At 39.8% G+C, this 16,163-nt stretch carries 16 protein-coding genes; 10 read left to right on the top strand and 6 right to left on the bottom strand.

Going from position 1 to position 16,163, the window contains the following annotated elements; translation table 11 throughout:
• Positions 1 to 161 precede the first annotated feature (161 nt).
• From JCM15548_RS05610 to JCM15548_RS05585, 6 genes are all read left to right on the top strand, one after another.
• Positions 162 to 1,418 (top strand): hypothetical protein, encoded by a 1,257-nt coding sequence (locus JCM15548_RS05610; protein WP_062123171.1) that lies wholly within the window; start codon positions 162 to 164, stop codon positions 1,416 to 1,418.
• A 197-nt stretch (positions 1,419 to 1,615) separates the two neighbouring features.
• On the top strand, positions 1,616 to 2,473 hold the full coding sequence (locus tag JCM15548_RS05605) for a hypothetical protein (RefSeq protein ID WP_062123168.1): 858 nt from the start codon (positions 1,616 to 1,618) through the stop codon (positions 2,471 to 2,473).
• Positions 2,440 to 2,706: a T9SS type A sorting domain-containing protein gene (locus JCM15548_RS05600; RefSeq protein WP_083984988.1), complete on the top strand. Its 267-nt coding sequence runs from the start codon at positions 2,440 to 2,442 to the stop codon at positions 2,704 to 2,706. Before JCM15548_RS05605 ends, JCM15548_RS05600 begins: the two co-directional genes overlap by 34 nt.
• 70 nt (positions 2,707 to 2,776) lie before the next feature.
• A complete protein-coding gene (locus tag JCM15548_RS05595) occupies positions 2,777 to 4,849 on the top strand; it encodes a SpvB/TcaC N-terminal domain-containing protein (protein ID WP_062123163.1) in 2,073 nt (690 codons plus the stop codon).
• Between the two features lie 233 nt (positions 4,850 to 5,082).
• Positions 5,083 to 6,465 (top strand): RHS repeat domain-containing protein, encoded by a 1,383-nt coding sequence (locus JCM15548_RS05590; protein ID WP_062123160.1) that lies wholly within the window; start codon positions 5,083 to 5,085, stop codon positions 6,463 to 6,465.
• An 8-nt stretch (positions 6,466 to 6,473) separates the two neighbouring features.
• The gene (locus JCM15548_RS05585) at positions 6,474 to 8,864 is read left to right on the top strand and encodes an RHS repeat-associated core domain-containing protein (RefSeq protein ID WP_062123155.1); all 2,391 of its coding nucleotides are present in this window, start codon (positions 6,474 to 6,476) and stop codon (positions 8,862 to 8,864) included.
• Positions 8,865 to 9,229: 365 nt separating this feature from the next.
• Here JCM15548_RS05585 and JCM15548_RS20990 read toward each other — a convergent pair whose 3' ends face one another.
• The 6 genes from JCM15548_RS20990 to JCM15548_RS05555 form a co-directional block, all read right to left on the bottom strand.
• The gene (locus tag JCM15548_RS20990; RefSeq protein WP_083984987.1) at positions 9,230 to 9,820 is read right to left on the bottom strand and encodes a transposase; all 591 of its coding nucleotides are present in this window, start codon (positions 9,818 to 9,820) and stop codon (positions 9,230 to 9,232) included.
• Between the two features lie 12 nt (positions 9,821 to 9,832).
• Positions 9,833 to 10,336, bottom strand: coding sequence for a hypothetical protein (locus JCM15548_RS05575; RefSeq protein WP_062123148.1), 504 nt, complete (start codon positions 10,334 to 10,336; stop codon positions 9,833 to 9,835).
• Positions 10,333 to 10,686, bottom strand: coding sequence for a type II toxin-antitoxin system PemK/MazF family toxin (locus tag JCM15548_RS05570; RefSeq protein WP_062123145.1), 354 nt, complete (start codon positions 10,684 to 10,686; stop codon positions 10,333 to 10,335). The genes JCM15548_RS05575 and JCM15548_RS05570 overlap by 4 nt, the downstream gene beginning before the upstream one ends.
• Positions 10,671 to 11,078: a hypothetical protein gene (locus JCM15548_RS21545; RefSeq protein WP_157482454.1), complete on the bottom strand. Its 408-nt coding sequence runs from the start codon at positions 11,076 to 11,078 to the stop codon at positions 10,671 to 10,673. Before JCM15548_RS21545 ends, JCM15548_RS05570 begins: the two co-directional genes overlap by 16 nt.
• A 247-nt stretch (positions 11,079 to 11,325) precedes the next feature.
• Positions 11,326 to 11,622 carry a type II toxin-antitoxin system RelE/ParE family toxin gene (locus JCM15548_RS05560; RefSeq protein ID WP_062123129.1) on the bottom strand — a complete coding sequence of 99 codons (297 nt, stop codon included), beginning with the start codon at positions 11,620 to 11,622 and terminating at the stop codon, positions 11,326 to 11,328.
• Complete coding sequence (locus JCM15548_RS05555) at positions 11,622 to 11,852, bottom strand: addiction module protein (protein ID WP_062123126.1); 231 nt, start codon at positions 11,850 to 11,852, stop codon at positions 11,622 to 11,624. The genes JCM15548_RS05560 and JCM15548_RS05555 overlap by 1 nt, the downstream gene beginning before the upstream one ends.
• Positions 11,853 to 12,150: 298 nt before the next feature.
• Between JCM15548_RS05555 and purH the strand changes: the two genes are divergently transcribed.
• The 4 genes from purH to mreD all read left to right on the top strand — a co-directional run bounded on the left by purH (position 12,151) and on the right by mreD (position 16,160).
• Complete coding sequence (purH, locus tag JCM15548_RS05550; protein WP_062123124.1) at positions 12,151 to 13,674, top strand: bifunctional phosphoribosylaminoimidazolecarboxamide formyltransferase/IMP cyclohydrolase; 1,524 nt, start codon at positions 12,151 to 12,153, stop codon at positions 13,672 to 13,674.
• A 13-nt stretch (positions 13,675 to 13,687) separates the two neighbouring features.
• On the top strand, positions 13,688 to 14,713 hold the full coding sequence (locus tag JCM15548_RS05545) for a rod shape-determining protein (protein ID WP_062123121.1): 1,026 nt from the start codon (positions 13,688 to 13,690) through the stop codon (positions 14,711 to 14,713).
• Between the two features lie 105 nt (positions 14,714 to 14,818).
• Positions 14,819 to 15,649 (top strand): rod shape-determining protein MreC, encoded by an 831-nt coding sequence (mreC, locus tag JCM15548_RS05540; protein WP_062123118.1) that lies wholly within the window; start codon positions 14,819 to 14,821, stop codon positions 15,647 to 15,649.
• Positions 15,642 to 16,160 (top strand): rod shape-determining protein MreD, encoded by a 519-nt coding sequence (gene mreD / locus JCM15548_RS05535; RefSeq protein WP_062123115.1) that lies wholly within the window; start codon positions 15,642 to 15,644, stop codon positions 16,158 to 16,160. The genes mreC and mreD overlap by 8 nt, the downstream gene beginning before the upstream one ends.
• The last annotated feature ends 3 nt before the right edge of the window (positions 16,161 to 16,163 follow it).

Here is a 16,163-nt window from a genome sequence, read left to right as displayed (position 1 = left end):
TCAAAAATGGCAGAAAAAACCAACACTCTTCGATATCATGCCTTATTCATCCCCCTATTTCCTGGTGAAAATCGAACCATCAAGGAATTATCAAGAGTTAAAAAACCTTAATTAGTCTAAATAAAAATCACATTCAAACTTTCAAAAAATATATATTTCTTTTGAAAGTTAAAAATGAAAAAATTAAATTTGATTCAAATTTGAAGGTAATCTTAATTATAACTCTAACTCTTATTGTGATGACAACTTTTCTTTTCAAGCACCTATTGGCGTTCTGCATTCTATTTATTTCCATCAATCTATACTCACAAACGTCCTCCGGTCAGGTTTTTCCAGCCATTTCTTACAATCCTATTTGGTTTAACAATGGAAGCGTAGGCATAGACACCCCAAGCCCTAATACCACTTTTCATGTGAATGGTATCACCACCTTAGGGAGCGGGAATGTCATTAATCCAGCTAGCACAAGTTTACTAAGGTTCCCAGCAACAGGAACGGCTGGTCAACAAAGAGTGTATATTGAACTACAAGGAGTGCACAACAATGATGTTGCCAATGAAAATGGAGGCGGTTTTATTAAATTCAGGACAAGCACAGCTGCTGGATACGGGCCTGAGATTGGTGGGATTAGACGTGGAGGAGGAACAGGTGATTTCATTATCAAAACGGGAGGCATGAACGTGGTTGAAAGACTAAGAGTACTTGATAATGGAAACGTCGGAATAGGGACTTCTAATCCTACAGAGAAATTAGATATTAAAGGGAAAATATTAGCTACAGGAATTGAAGTTAGTGGCGAAGAAGCATTATTTGTCACCGATGGAATTAAACCTCTGATGATTAGAAATACAATTGCGAATAGTTATTATCAATTTGGAATGGCAGAAAGTTCGGGAGATTTTCACGGACTAGCAAAAAAGGGTGATGTGATTTTGCGAGCAGCAACACCTGGAGGCAAGTTTCTAATTTCAAATTTATATGCAGAGAATCATGTAAATAATAAAAATAAAGTTATTGGTATTGTGCATGGAGGCTCCAACGGGGTTTGGGTGCACAACAATGGAAATATAAGGCTCGGGAAATATAATTTGGATATGCCCAACGAAAGACTTTTTGTTGAGGGAAATGCAAATATTACCGGCATTATTTATGCTTCTGAGATACAAGTTAAAGCCCAAACTGCAGATTTTGTTTTTGAAAACGACTACAACCTGCGCTCTCTAGAGGAAGTAGAAAGCTTTATCCTTGAAAATAAACATCTCCCAGAAATTCCGAGTGCTGCTCAAATGGAAGCCGAAGGAACAAATATCGCTGAGATGAACAAATTACTTCTCATGAAAATTGAGGAACTTACCTTATACATGATTGAGCAGCAAAAAATGATCCATGAGTTAAAAGAGGCTGTTTCTAAAAATTAGTCATTATTCCAATTCATATAAAGGTCTTCAACCACGCACTTTACATTAGCCTTTATTCTATTGAAAAAGAGAATATGGATAAAGGATTACAAGTACAACTCGGTGATCAAACCAAGGTTTTTTCGTCAATCGAAATAAAACTTACTCAAATTACCAGCTACTGGGGTGCTTGTAGTAATAATTAAACTAAGAAAGTAATGAAAAAAATTATCATTATTGGAATAGTGCTCGGGAGTTTCTGGCACTCCAATCTAATAGCACAAGGCATTGCTCAAGTCCCTTATCATATGAACCTTGAAGACACTCCATATTTTTGGGAACTCGAAAACTGGACTGTAGAAAATGATGACCCACTGGTTCCTGAAATTATTACCTCGGAGAATTCTTTTTATAATAATTGGCCAGGATTTGACGCTTCTGAAGGAAAATCGTTTTTAATGATTTGGAGCTCTATTAGTAGCCCAGTATATGTAAAACAAGTTACTACGGATGCGACCTTAAAAATAGATTTATCAGGGAACGACGATTTTTATTTACAAGGTGCATGGAAGGGAGTATTCCATGCAGAGGGTTTAGTAAATTGTTTTTCTTCTGAGGGTTTTCCTAAGGTTTGTGACTTCACAGATTTCATTGATGTAGAAAATGAAGGCATATTTATTTCTGATGATGGCGGTGACTCTTATGTTAAAATCATGGGTTTTTCAGGAGTTAATAATTGGAATAGTTTTAAGCTGAATCTTTCCGTGTTATCCAGCCTACATGGCTTTGACCTGAATGCTGAAAACAGAATAAAGTTTCAATATTATTGCGTATACGGCAATGAAGGTTTTGACGGTTCTGTGATGAAATATCTATTTATTGAAGATATTTCAGTCTATAAGCTTCCAGGGAATACAGGAGGGGGTAATGATGGATACCATTTGAATTACTTATACGATAAAGCCGGCAATAGAACTTCTGTTAACATTCATGAAATTGACCTCAGAAGTGGTTCTATGGCCAAACTTGATGAAAATGACCCTTGGCAAACGATCTGTTTGGAGCACGGGAGATAAAAATTTATCCCAATCCCACAAGAGGCGATTTGAACATCCAAATTCAAAATGGTGAGAAAGATGAGAAATACCAATACCTCCTATTTGATTTAAACGGCAGGCTACTAATGGAATTTTCACACTCAGGTAACGGCACGGTGCCTCTCAACCTTCATAGCTTTTACACCGGAACCTACATTCTTGTAATACGGACCTCTGATGGAGATCTGAAATACAAAATAATGAAAGAATAGTAAAAGCCTTCGTTCATCACAATATATTACTCCAAATTGAACATGACAACCCTAACAAGACCATAGCATCATGAAACGACTTATACTCTCCCAACTTATATTTTCCCTCTCAGTAATGGCTCTATTTAGCCAGCAACCCGAAAAAAACTGGGAACTATCCACAACCGAAAGTGGTACAAAAGAATACATCGCCAGAGACTACATCAAGCTAAAACCCGGCTTCACTTATAAAGCAATAGGAGAGAATACCTTTACAGCTAAAATTGATGAATATTTGGTTTTTCCTCCAAAGGATTCCACCTATATTTTACCTGACCAATCAATAACAACGGATCCTTTGACTGGAGCAGTCGTTGGAGCAATCCCCTCAGGCTTACATGTTAGTCAGGGCAATGCAATATACAATATTCCTATTGATGTGCCAGCAGGCATTAATGGTCTGCAACCATCAATTTCTCTGGACTATAATAGTAACGGAGGATTTGGTACCGCGGGCTATAAATTTAATCTCAATGGAATATCTGTTATTTCCAGAACCGCTCATAATCTGCATTATGACAACAATTACCATCCTATTTCTTTTGATGGTGATGATAGGTTTGCCCTTGATGGAAGCCGATTGATGTTATTGGAGGGCTCATATGGTGCAAATAATGCTTCTTATGCATTCGAAGTTGAAGATTACAGCCGCATACATTCTTATGGAAACATCGGAGATGGGCCAGAGTGGTTTCAACTTGAAACAAAAGATGGGCTAAAATATGAATATGGAAGGACTAATGATTCCAGATTAGTTTTGCAAAACTCAAATGGCGTTTTAAGTTGGTTTTTGTCAAAGATTATCGATCAATATGGCAATTACATCCAGTTTAATTATGGAACTGCATCTGATGGGAACATATGGATTTCTAGCATTGAATATGGAGGCAACCAGAATACCGGCTCGAATCCTTCTTGCTTAATAGAGTTTGACTATTATACAAATTCTGACCTCAATATCTCTTACAATTTGATGCCATCCTACATCGCGGGGAGCAAAATTACCTTTGGAAAATTTCTAAAACAAATCAGTATAAAAAGCAATGCTCAATTGCTTTCAACTTATAATTTAGAATACGAAAACACATATCTCAAAAAAGTTATTAAAAAAAATGCAAACGCAGAAATGCTCCCGCCCATTGAATTTTCCTGGGGTAATTCATTTCCTGCAAACAGCTCTACCATAGAATTGATTGACGGTAAATCAATTATTACAGGCGATTTTACAGGTGATGGCAAGGATGAGATAGCAAAATTAAGCAATGACGGGAATCGCCTAATCATTGAGAAATTAAATGATGATACTTGGAGCGAAATAGAATCAGTTTCACTGGAAGGTCAACATACGAAGATTATTAATATCGGGGATGTCAATGGTGATGGCGTTGATGACATTATAGGAATAAGACAATATCAGGTCAATCTATTAAATAGATCTCAATGGTGCATTATAAATGGCAATAATCTAGTTAAATTGACAGGCTATATAACCGGAGATCTTATTGGATTGCCATTAACAGGCGTTTTTCTGGAAGATGGAAGAAAATCTGTGATGATAATCGACAAAATCTTTTCCTCAATTACGAGGGCCTGTTTGTTTAGAAATGGCACATTGCAAACGCTATCTTTCAATGACGGCTTATCCTTGGCTAGTATTGAAGATTGCGGCGTAGGTGATTTCAACGGTGATGGAAAGTCTGATATTTTAGTTAAAACATCAGATCAAATAAAATTCTACTCAATTTCAGGATTAACCCTTAACCATCAGAGTACGATAGATTTAAGCATGTCTGAATTCTATGTACAAGACTTTAATAATGATGGGATTGATGATATATTGGTTACTGATAACAATAGAATACACTATCTTCAGAACTATCGGTTGACTGGAGATACAGGGAGTGTGCCTGATATTACGGACGGCTCACATATTTATGGCTCACATAGGTCACTAGTATACGGGGTACAATTCTCGCCATATGATAACGCACATGAAGTTGAAAAAAGAACATTCATGCTAAACAACATGCTCGTAAGGCCCATTTTGCAACTTCTTATACTTATTCCTATCTTAATGGATACTCTGGATTTTTTGAATGGCTAGAGGGCATAGTTTATTCGCTTAAGTTCGATTATATTGTAACAGTTAATTCGTCGGAAGGAATCACGACCTTAGTACTATACCCCCTTCATAATTCCGCCTTCCAACTATGGGAAAAAAACTATACCGGAAAATGGAATCTCTCTGGTTCAATATCAGTAGCAGGTAGCAGTATTGAAAATCTCGAAGGCTTTGTAATTGCTGATTTTAATGGGACTGGTTTAAAATCAACCTATATGCAATTTAATGACCATTTAAAATATTTATCCAGCTCTAAACACCACAAGTCTGTCAATGAAATTAAACAAGATTACAACAATAGCATTGACATCAATTACACAACCTTAACTCACCAAGCACCTAAATATTTTAAAGATAATGATGCAATTTATCCAATAAAAGACTTAGTTGGTAACTATATGGTCGTCTCGAACGTTAGAAAAGAAACTAATTCCCACTATGTGTCCGGATTAGATTATAGCTATTCAGGCGCAAAAGCAGACCAGATTGGAAGAGGGTTCTTAGGTTTTCGTCAAATAATTGAGGAAAATGTAACTACTGGAGAAAGATTAATTGAAACCAATCAGTTCTATCCGAATGAAAAGATGTTTCTTCCGAAAAACCAAAAAGTTGAACAGGTTAATGATAATAATAATTTCAGAGTTAGCGAATCTGTAATTGATTACAATATCTCTTTAAATAATAGCCGAATCTTTTATCATCTAAATTCTATTAATCAGCACATAACACCCGGCTTTGGAACTGGATACAATAAGCTATTGTCCAATTATGATAATTTTGGAAATCCAAAAACCATAACGACTGATTATGGTGATGGCTGGAAAGAAACTCAAAAATTGACCTACGCAGCCAGAGGTAGTTGGTGTGCCAACAAAATTTTAACATTAGAAACTACCTTTGAAAACCCCGACGAGGCTCCAATTACGCTCAAAAAAGGATACGACTATAATGACAAAGGGAAACTTATAGAGGAAACCGCCAACCTTGGAACACCCGATGTCATTTTTACTGAATATCTCAATTATGACAGCTATGGAAATCCACGTACAACAAAAACAACTTCCAAAGGAGATGTGCGAGAAGTAGAGATGACATATTTGGAAGGCCGATTCCTGCATACTAAGAAAAATCTCCAACTAAACGAAACAACAACTTATAATTATGATCTTACCAAAGGATTGTTAAAAAGTAAAATTGAGCCACTTGGGACAACAAGCTATAAGTACGACGGGTTTGGACAGTTAACTGAAGTGACATACCCAAACAAAATAAAAACAGCCATCGCCCGCCAATGGTCAGGAGACGCCTCCCCTAATGGTCCTAAGTATTACGTATACGAAGAAACCTCAGGACAAAGTCCTGTTAAAACTTGGTACGACGCACTTGGACGTGAAGTCAGGAAGGACTATAATGGACTTAATGATCTATTAAGTGTGACAACTACCTACGATGATAAAGGGCGACTCTATCAAGTTTCTGAACCCCACACTGGTACGTCACCTACACTTGGGCTGTCACCTATGGCTACGATGATTATGGAAGAAAAGAAACAGTCACAACACCGGCAGGCATTACAAGATATTCCTACCCTGGCTTAAAAACAACTGTGACATCACCAACAGGAACATCAGAGACAACTCTAAACAGTGCAGGTAAAGTTGTTGAAAGCAAGGTGAACTCAAAGGGAGTCTCTTACAAATATTATCCAACCGGCCAAATAAGCAAAGCGATACCAGAAGGAGGCCCTGCTGTTGAATTTGGATACGATTTACTTGGCAACAGAACAGTACTTAAAGACCCTGATACCGGAACAGTAACGTCCGAGTACAATGGTTTTGGCCAGATTCTTAAAAACACGCACAAGATTCATACAGGCTCGGGTGACAGCATAACATCCTACAAATATTTTGCTTCCGGGTTGATTGAAGATGTTAACGTCCATGGCAAAATCACAAAGTATAAATATGACAGCAAAAACCGAATTGAAAAGATAGAGATCGCGGGTGAACATGAGCAATCATTTATGTACGATAGCAACAATCGACCAATCAAAATGACTGAAATAATCGATGGTAACAAAACCTACGACTTTAAGACTGAATACGATGCTTACGGAAGAGTGAAAAAAGAAATCTATCCTTCAGGTTTTTATATTTCAAATGAATATGATGAAAATGGTTTCCTTATCAATGTGACAGACAGCAAGGATCAAAAAATATGGGAGGCAGTGGAAGCCAATGCAAAGGGACAACTTACAAGGTACAGACAAGGAGGGCATGAAACCTTTGTTGATTATCATGACATTTGGGGACTCCCAAATACTATTGTATCTGGGGACAACATAAATATGGCTTATTACTATACCGAAAAAGGCAACCTTGATTACAGAGAGGATAGATCAACATCTGGTATCACTCAAAAAGAGAAATTTTATTACGATTCGGCCAACCGGCTCGAAACCTACGACATCTCACTCAATGGAACACTGAAACAGTCCAACACCATCCAATACGATCCCTTAACTGGAGGTATTAATTATAAAACGGATGTTGGTTTCAAAATGGAATACGGGCAAAACACCCCATTTCATTCGCTCTCAGTTGTTCAAGGGTTACCAGAATCCGCGAAAGCACCGCAAGCCATAACTTATAGCAACATTAATAAAGTAAAATCCATAACCCAGGGAGACAAACAACACCAAATCACCTATGGTGTCAACCAGCAACGCATTAAAGGCCTATTTAAAACTGGAAGCACCACAACACTTACCAAATATTATTTGGGCAAATATGAGGAAGAAGTTGTTTCTGGTAATACTAGAAAACTTCACTATATTTACGGAGGCAATGGCCTGGCAGCAATTATGGAGTATAAGAATGGCCAAGAGAATCTATATTATACTTTTAGTGATTATCAAGGGAATTTGTTAGCAGTAACCAATACAGCCGGAACTGAGCGCTACGCTTACGACCCATGGGGAGCACGCCGAAACCCTGACGACTGGACGCAACCCGACACCCGATCGTCCTTACTGTTCTCGCGGGGCTACACCATGCATGAACACTTAGATGATTTTGGGCTGATCAACATGAATGGTAGAGTCTATGATCCGCTCATGGCTCAATTCTTTAGCCCCGACCCCTATATTCAATCGCCGGGGAATTGGTATAATTATAACAGGTATGCATATGGATTAAATAACCCCTTATTGTACAATGATCCTAGTGGCTACTTCATTAAGAAATTTGGAAGGTGGTTAGAGGAAAAATTTGATGATCTAGGGGATTGGATGGTTAAACATAATATTAGTGTCGGGGTTGGAGTTAACATGACCCCTGGAGGTGGCCCAATGACTTATACTGCAGACATCAACGGGCAGCAAGTCTTTAACTCGGCCAATGGCAACCAATATGACCCTGCTGTAAATGTCTATAGAGGTTTATCCGACGCAATGTTGTCGCAAGGAATTGTTGATGGCAATATTGCCGCAAACTGGGGAGGTACAAAAGGATGGTTCGACAAGTTTAATTTTATAGCAGGAGTTAAAGCAACTGGAGCATCAGCCTTCTTGGATTCTCAATTGAATAGTTTAAGCATGTTACGACCAATAGTTGATAATTCAGGTGCTACTGTTTATCAAGGGTCAAGCAAATGGCTATCTACTTTTAAAGCAAGTAAGGTTGTAAAAGGGTTTGGATTTGGATTGACAGGTTTGGGTATCGGATATGATTATTTATATGGCGTTCCGAGATATAATCAGGGAATTAGGGATGAGTGGTCAGTAAATCCATTTAAGGCAGATCTCAACACGGGGGTGGCATTGTATTCACTGTTTGTAAATCCTTTTTTAGGAATAGGATATTTCGGTATTGATGCTTTTTACCCTGGAGGATGGCCATCGGCCCTTCAAGATCAAGATAGATTGATTTTGAAAACACAAAGAACGCTTGGACCGACTTGGAATCCATACAGAGGCCCACAAGGTCCTTTAAATTAAAACTCGCAAAGGAGCTACTATGAAAGAGATTGAAAAACTATACGATTATATATTCTATACATTTTACCGTTTCTGGGAGAAGGCAATATGGCGATGGTGCAGTGAATGGAAAGCAGCTATTACGATGGTGTTTATATGGATTATTCTAATTTCCACAATTAATAATATACAACTGTATTTGTTTAAAAGTACATCAATTTCTGATTATCCTATTTTTTCTTTATTTCTCAGTAGCGCTATTAGTGTAATCCATTATTACATTTACCTTTATGATGACAAATGGAAGAATCGGGTCTTGAAATTTAGAAGCATCAATAAAAAGAAGGATACCTATGGAATAATTATAATTATTTTTTTAGCGATAATTATTCTTTCTTTCGCAAGATATTCTTCACATTTATTGAGTACTTTAGATTGGAAAAATATCTCCCCTTGCTCAGCGTTGCGACAATGAATAGCTGTTGCATCTGGCACGGACTTGTAGTCTGACTAATAAGCAAGATGCGCATATGATTAAATAGTGTCCGCTGAAAAACGCAGACCGCTCTTTTTAGGTTAAACTTATCAGATTTCATTATTTCCAAGGCGGTACCCATTGGAATTCTAATTTGACCAACATTTGATGTTAACCAAACCAAAATCCCTGTTGCTGAAAAACTCATGACCGTGTTGGATATAAGACGCGGGAGTGCCACCCCGGCCAATTTGATCAGGTTAAGCACCAAAAAGATGCAGGCAATCCACGGTTCACCTGTTTCTTTGAGTCTGGCCTTGACCCGGTTTAATCCGTAGCCTGTATTGGCCTGCCCAAATTTCCCTTCGGCCGGGTAGCGTTCTCCCGGGCTTACGTGAATTGGCACTGCCGGTGGTCTCCCAAGGGGGTTGGCTATTAACCTAATGCCCTTCTCTTTCAAAGCCGCTCGATTGGCTCTTGTGCAATAGATTTGATCGGCCAATAATTCTCTTGGCTAACACCCGAAACGCTTGTGGTATTGTTCAACGTAGACCATCATGTGACTTCCTTCATTAAAAGCATCCCACTTGAGTTCGTCTAGGAAACAGATGCCATCGATAACGGAAACATGGATTTTAGCCCCAAATTCAACCTTCGCTTGAGTCTTGCCACGCACAATAGGCCGAACGTGCGGTTGATGGATGCTCACAATCCGATCTTCGATACTATGAGTATGGGTGACATACATTTGTTTTTGTTGTTCAAAAAGGGTCCTGACCACCAAAAGATACTTGTACTGTTTGGGGGATAACGGGATATAAGAGTAGGCATCCAACAGCTTATCTATTGAGTTCAGGTTCCGTTTGACAAAACGCAGCTGACTGCCTACTGCCTTTCTTATTTCCTTACGCGATTTGTTCTTCTTTTGCGCTGTATTCAGATAACGTTTGCGAGCTACACGGCGGTAAGTTCGGGGTTTCTTTTCATGCAAGTCAGGAGTGTAAAGATGGTCTATCAATTGTTCTGTCTTTTCCCTGGCTTTATGATATCAAAAAGTTTATTAGTAACTTTTTCGAATACTTCAGATTTAACCGTTCCGATATTACGGATTATTATGCTTTTCTCGGCAGTAAATAGCCTGTTCGGCCGTATGTTACTGGATTTGTTTAAGGAACCTTTTATAAAATCGGAATCGCTCAAACAAATCGCGTAATTATCCTTTACTGCAAACTGGCTTGTAATCTGGCATAGAAAAATGTCTTCGCCTTTCAGGTCAGCCAACACCATTGCAGGCCTTTTCTTAGAACTTGACAAATCGGAATAGGGAAATGGCAGAACAACAATATCGCCTTTTACAAATCTTTCCATGCTTCATCTTCTTCGGGTAACAGCCAATCTTTGGCCAATACTTTTTCACTTGCAAAATGGGTCAATATATTATTGTTCTCCTTTTTTTGCTTGGTCTCTTTTTTCAATACTTCACTTAATTTAAGTTTTTCGTTGTAAGGCAATTGTCGAACAAGGTCAACAACCTGATTAAAATTAAGCGGTAAGTTTATGTTTAAATTTGCTGCTTCCATAATTTTACATTTTAAGAACCATAGGCCAAATCTCATTTTAGCATCTCTTGAGCATAATGGAAGTCTTGTAAAATATCTTATTTTGAGTCCAAAGATATCAAGAGCATCCGACATTTTCTTTTTGCAATCACAACCGACGATGTAATCTCCTCCCTTCGTACCTGCCAATAACAACTCCAAAAGCACCAACGATTTGACCGAGTTCGTCCCGGATCATCCTTTTGGCTTAAGCAAGCAACTTATCGATCCTTCCCTTTTCAGAACCTTTAAGATGCTAAAATGCTACAAAAACATTGTCTATACAAAAACACCTCATTAAAAATGAAAAACAAAACCTAACAATTGGCATTTAAATTATTGGTTAAATTTTTAACTTATAGATTAATACATTAAAAATATTAGAGGAGATAAGGATACAATTTTCAATTCACCTATTTTTCCAGAGTTCGGGATTTCTACTTGTATGCAGAACAGCCGAAACGATTATTGTTTTGTCCTGTTCGTCGATGGTATAGTGAACCATAAACGGGAACACGTTTAAAACGGTAATTCTTACATTTTCATAACGAATATTTGAAGCTTCAGGGTTTTGCCTGATAAAATGGACATTCTCGCGTACTTCAGCAGTAAATCTTTTACCAAGTCCTTTTTGCTGTTTGTTGTACCATATGGCAGCTTCTCGAATATCTTCTTTTGCAAGAGGTAGGATTATAGACTTATACATTACAGCTCTTTTTCTATATCGTCCATAGCAGAATCAAAATCCATAGCAGAGTCAGGATTTTGCTTATAATCTTTAAGCCGTTTTAAAACCAAATCTTTGTGCCATTCGGGAACGTTGATTTCTTCCTGTTCAATATTTTTGTATTTATTTTTAAGGTCGTTCCATTCATTAATGGGAATGAATACGCCAGTAGTCTGTCCTTTGCTGTCCGAAATATATTGTAGGTTCATAATCTAAAATTTTATCGGTTTGAATACACTTGTTGTGTTTATTAATCCCTGATTACGAATCAATAATAGCGAATAGGTGCACTTTAAAATCAGGCTTCATGCCCTTTTGTCCATATAATCCTATTCTAAGTCACATAATACTGTGTATATGCAAATTTACAGAATTATAAGACGATATTAAAAAAAACAATTCTTTGTTTGTTTGGGATTATAGAAAAATGAAACAAAATCAAAAATCCACGTTGCTAAATGTGCTTATTTTCTTATTTTTGCGAATATCCCAAGAAATTAAAGAAAAATGAGTGCAACAAAGAAAATAAAAACGGCCCTGATTTCTGTTTTTTATAAAGACGGATTGGATGAAATAGTGAAAACCCTTGACAAACAGGGGGTAAAAATATACTCAACAGGCGGAACGCAGACCTTTATTGAAAATTTGGGGGTTGCGGTTTCAAGTGTTGAATCGTTGACCGGTTATCCTTCTATTTTGGGCGGGCGGGTTAAAACGCTTCACCCCAAAGTTTTTGGTGGTATTCTCTCTAAACGGGAAGACCAGCAACACCAGCAACAATTGGAGGAGTATGAGATTCCTGAGCTGGACCTCGTGATTGTGGATCTCTATCCCTTTGAGGAAACGGTTGCTTCGGGGGCCGACCATGCCAGTATCATTGAAAAAATTGACATAGGTGGCATTTCCCTTATCCGGGCGGCTGCCAAAAATTACCACGATGTGGTGATTGTGCCTTCCCAGCAGCAATATGGGGCGCTCCTCAACATTTTGAAAGAACAAAACGGCGAGACTTCGCTTAAGGACAGGGAATTTTTTGCCACTGCGGCCTTTGCCGTATCTTCGGGATACGACAGTGCCATCTACAATTATTTCAGCAAGGGTGAATTTCCTGCTTTCCGTGAGGCGGTTGACCAGCAAAACGCTTTACGTTATGGCGAAAACCCCCATCAAAAAGGGGTGTTTTACGGCGACCTGAACAAAATTTTTGATCAACTGCACGGAAAGGAAATCTCTTACAACAATCTGCTGGACATTGACGCTGCCGTTTCTCTGATTGCGGAGTTCAATGAAACCACCGTGGCCATTCTTAAACACAACAATGCCTGCGGATTGGCGTCACGTCCCAAATTGGTGGAGGCCTGGAACGATGCCCTGGCCGGTGACCCGGTTTCAGCCTTCGGTGGTGTGCTCATTACCAATGTGGCAGTGGATGCAGAGGCTGCTCAGGAAATGGATAAAATATTCTTTGAGGTGATCATTGCGCCGGAATATGACGGTGAGGCCTTGCAAATCCTCATGAAAAAGAAGAACCGCATCATCCTTGTTCAAAAAGAGACCATTCAACATAAAACGCTGTCGCGCACCCTGCTCAATGGCGTATTAATACAGGATGCTGACAATAAGACCGAATCGGCCGGCGACCTGAAAACAGTGACCAAAACGGCACCCTCAACGCAGGAAGTAGAAGACCTGATTTTTGCCAACAAAATTGTCAAGCATTCGAAATCGAATGCCATTGTGCTGGCCAAAAACAAGCAATTGATTGCCAGTGGGGTGGGACAAACATCCAGAGTGGATGCCCTCAAGCATGCCATTAGTAAGGCCGGCTCCTTTGAATTTGATTTGAATGGATCGGTCATGGCCTCAGATGCTTTTTTCCCCTTTGCGGATTCGGTGGAAATTGCGCAAAAAGCTGGCGTTACATCGGTGATTCAACCGGGTGGTTCCATTCGCGACAATGAAACCATCGAATTTTGTAACCTTAACAACGTTTCCATGGTATTAACAGGGAACCGTCATTTCAAACATTAATAAAACAATATAAATGGGATTGTTCTCTTTTTTGTCTCAGGAGTTGGCAATGGACCTGGGAACCGCCAATACCATCATCATTCACAATGATAAAATTGTGGTGGATGAGCCCAGTATAGTAGCCTTAGACCGACGTAGCGACAAGCTGGTGGCCATTGGTGAAAAAGCCCGCCAAATGCATGGGAAGACGCATGACAATATATACACCATACGCCCCCTGAGGGATGGCGTAATTGCAGATTTTAACGCCGCCGAGCAAATGATCAGAGGCATGATCAAGATGATTGATCAGAACAAAAAACGCCTCTTTACCCCTTCGCTGACCATCGTTGTCTGTATCCCTTCCGGAAGTACCGAAGTGGAAATCCGGGCCGTAAGAGACTCTGCAGAACATGCCGGTGGAAGGGAAGTTTACATGATCTATGAGCCCATGGCTGCAGCACTGGGAATTGGCCTGGATGTGGAAGCGCCGGAGGGCCATATGGTGGTAGATATTGGCGGGGGCTCAACAGAGATTGCCGTTATTTCGCTGGGCGGTATTGTGACCAATAAATCCATTCGGATTGCGGGTGACGACCTGACAGCAGACATCATGGAATACATGCGGCGTCAGCACAACATCAAGATTGGTGAGCGCACGGCGGAGGAAATTAAAATCCGGGTGGGTTCTGCCCTGCCTGAGTTGGACGAACCACCGGTCGACTATATCGTCAGCGGCCCCAATCAGATGACCGCACTGCCTATTGAGGTACCCGTTTCTTATCAGGAGATTTCGCATTGTCTGGAGAAATCCATCTCTAAAATGGAGACGGCCATTCTGAATGCCCTGGAGCAAACGCCTCCTGAATTGTATGCTGATATTGTGAGAAAAGGCATTTACCTGGCTGGTGGCGGGGCTTTACTGAGAGGTTTGGATAAGCGACTGACCCATAAGCTCAACATTCCCTTCCACATTGCAGAGAATCCGCTGCACGCGGTTGCAAGAGGCACCGGAATTGCCCTTAAAAACAGGCATAAATTCTCATTTTTGTTACGATAGCAGAACGGTGTCCCCCAGCCGGATGCCTTCAAATCATATAACTACTTTTCCGAATAGCCTGAGGCTATTCGGATTTATTTGAAACAAAACAACTGTTTCAGCACCATGAGAAACTTTATCCGGTTCATCATAAGGTATCACCTGTTTTTTCTGTTTCTTTTGTTCGAAACAATCAGCTTCTACCTGCTGGTTAATTACAACCACTATCACAATCAGACCTTTGTCAATTCTTCCAGCAAATTTGCAGCAAGCGTCCTTGAAATTTCTGGCAACTTCACAGATTATTTCAGTCTGAAACGGGCCAATGAGGAACTGTCCCGCGAAAATGCTTTTCTTCGGACCCAACTGCCGGAAAATACCTATCGCTTAAACGAACCTGTTCCCGAAAACAGACAAACCGCAGATTCCATTCAATACCTTTACCGCCCGGCCAAAGTCATTAACAGTTCCGTAAACAAATTTCACAATTACATCACCATTAATAAAGGATCTAAGCAGGGCATCCGTCCTGAGATGGGCGTGATTTCGGCCAGGGGACTGGTCGGGGTGGTGCGCCACGTTTCGCCGAATTACGCCACCGTCATCTCTCTCTTAAACACCCAGTTAAAAATATCGGCCCGACTGAGAGAGTCCAATCATTTTGGATCACTGGAATGGGACGGCAACTCTTACCAACATGCCATTCTTAACGAAATACCTGCTCATGCCAAAGTATCGGTGGGCGACGCAGTGGTTACCAGTGGCTATTCGGCCCTGTTTCCGGAAGGCATTCTCATAGGAACCATTGATGATTTTGAACTTAATCAGGGGGAGGGATTTTATGTCATCAGAGTAAAACTATCCATTGACTTCAAAAGTCTCACCTATGTTGAAACCGTGGAGAAAATAACACGTGATGAACAGCAAGAACTGGAAAAACTAACAAACAATGATTAATCACCTGGGACGATACCTGCTTAGTTTTATAGCCATCCTGCTGGTGCAGGTTTTGGTGCTCAACAACCTCAACCTGGGAGGTTATATCAATCCTTGGCTATATGTACTGTTCATTCTTATATTGCCCGTTGAAATGCCCAACTGGCTATTGCTTGTTTTGGCTTTTGCTACCGGGCTGATCATGGATACTTTTCTCAACACCATTGGCCTTCATGCCTCGGCAACGGTGTTTTTAGCCTTTTTACGCCCCTTTCTTTTGAGGTTCTTTGCACCGCGCGATGGTTATGAACCGGGCAGTCTTCCGGTGACCTCACATTTTGGTCTGGGCTGGTTTTTAAAATACACCCTTCTGGCGGTGCTGGCCCATCACCTCTTTCTCTTTATTGTGGAAGCATTTTCCTTTGAGAATTTCTTGGCTACTTTATGGAAGACAATTTTAAGTTCACTTGTTACGTTAGTAGTCATTATGATAGCACAGTTATTCAGCAGTCGGGAAAGAAGAAGAATCTAAACC

The organism is Geofilum rubicundum JCM 15548 (assembly GCF_000974365.1).
In the GTDB taxonomy this organism is placed as follows: domain Bacteria; phylum Bacteroidota; class Bacteroidia; order Bacteroidales; family Marinilabiliaceae; genus Geofilum; species Geofilum rubicundum.
Note: the sequence above shows the minus strand (reverse complement) of the source record. Positions and strands in the feature narration are given on the sequence as shown.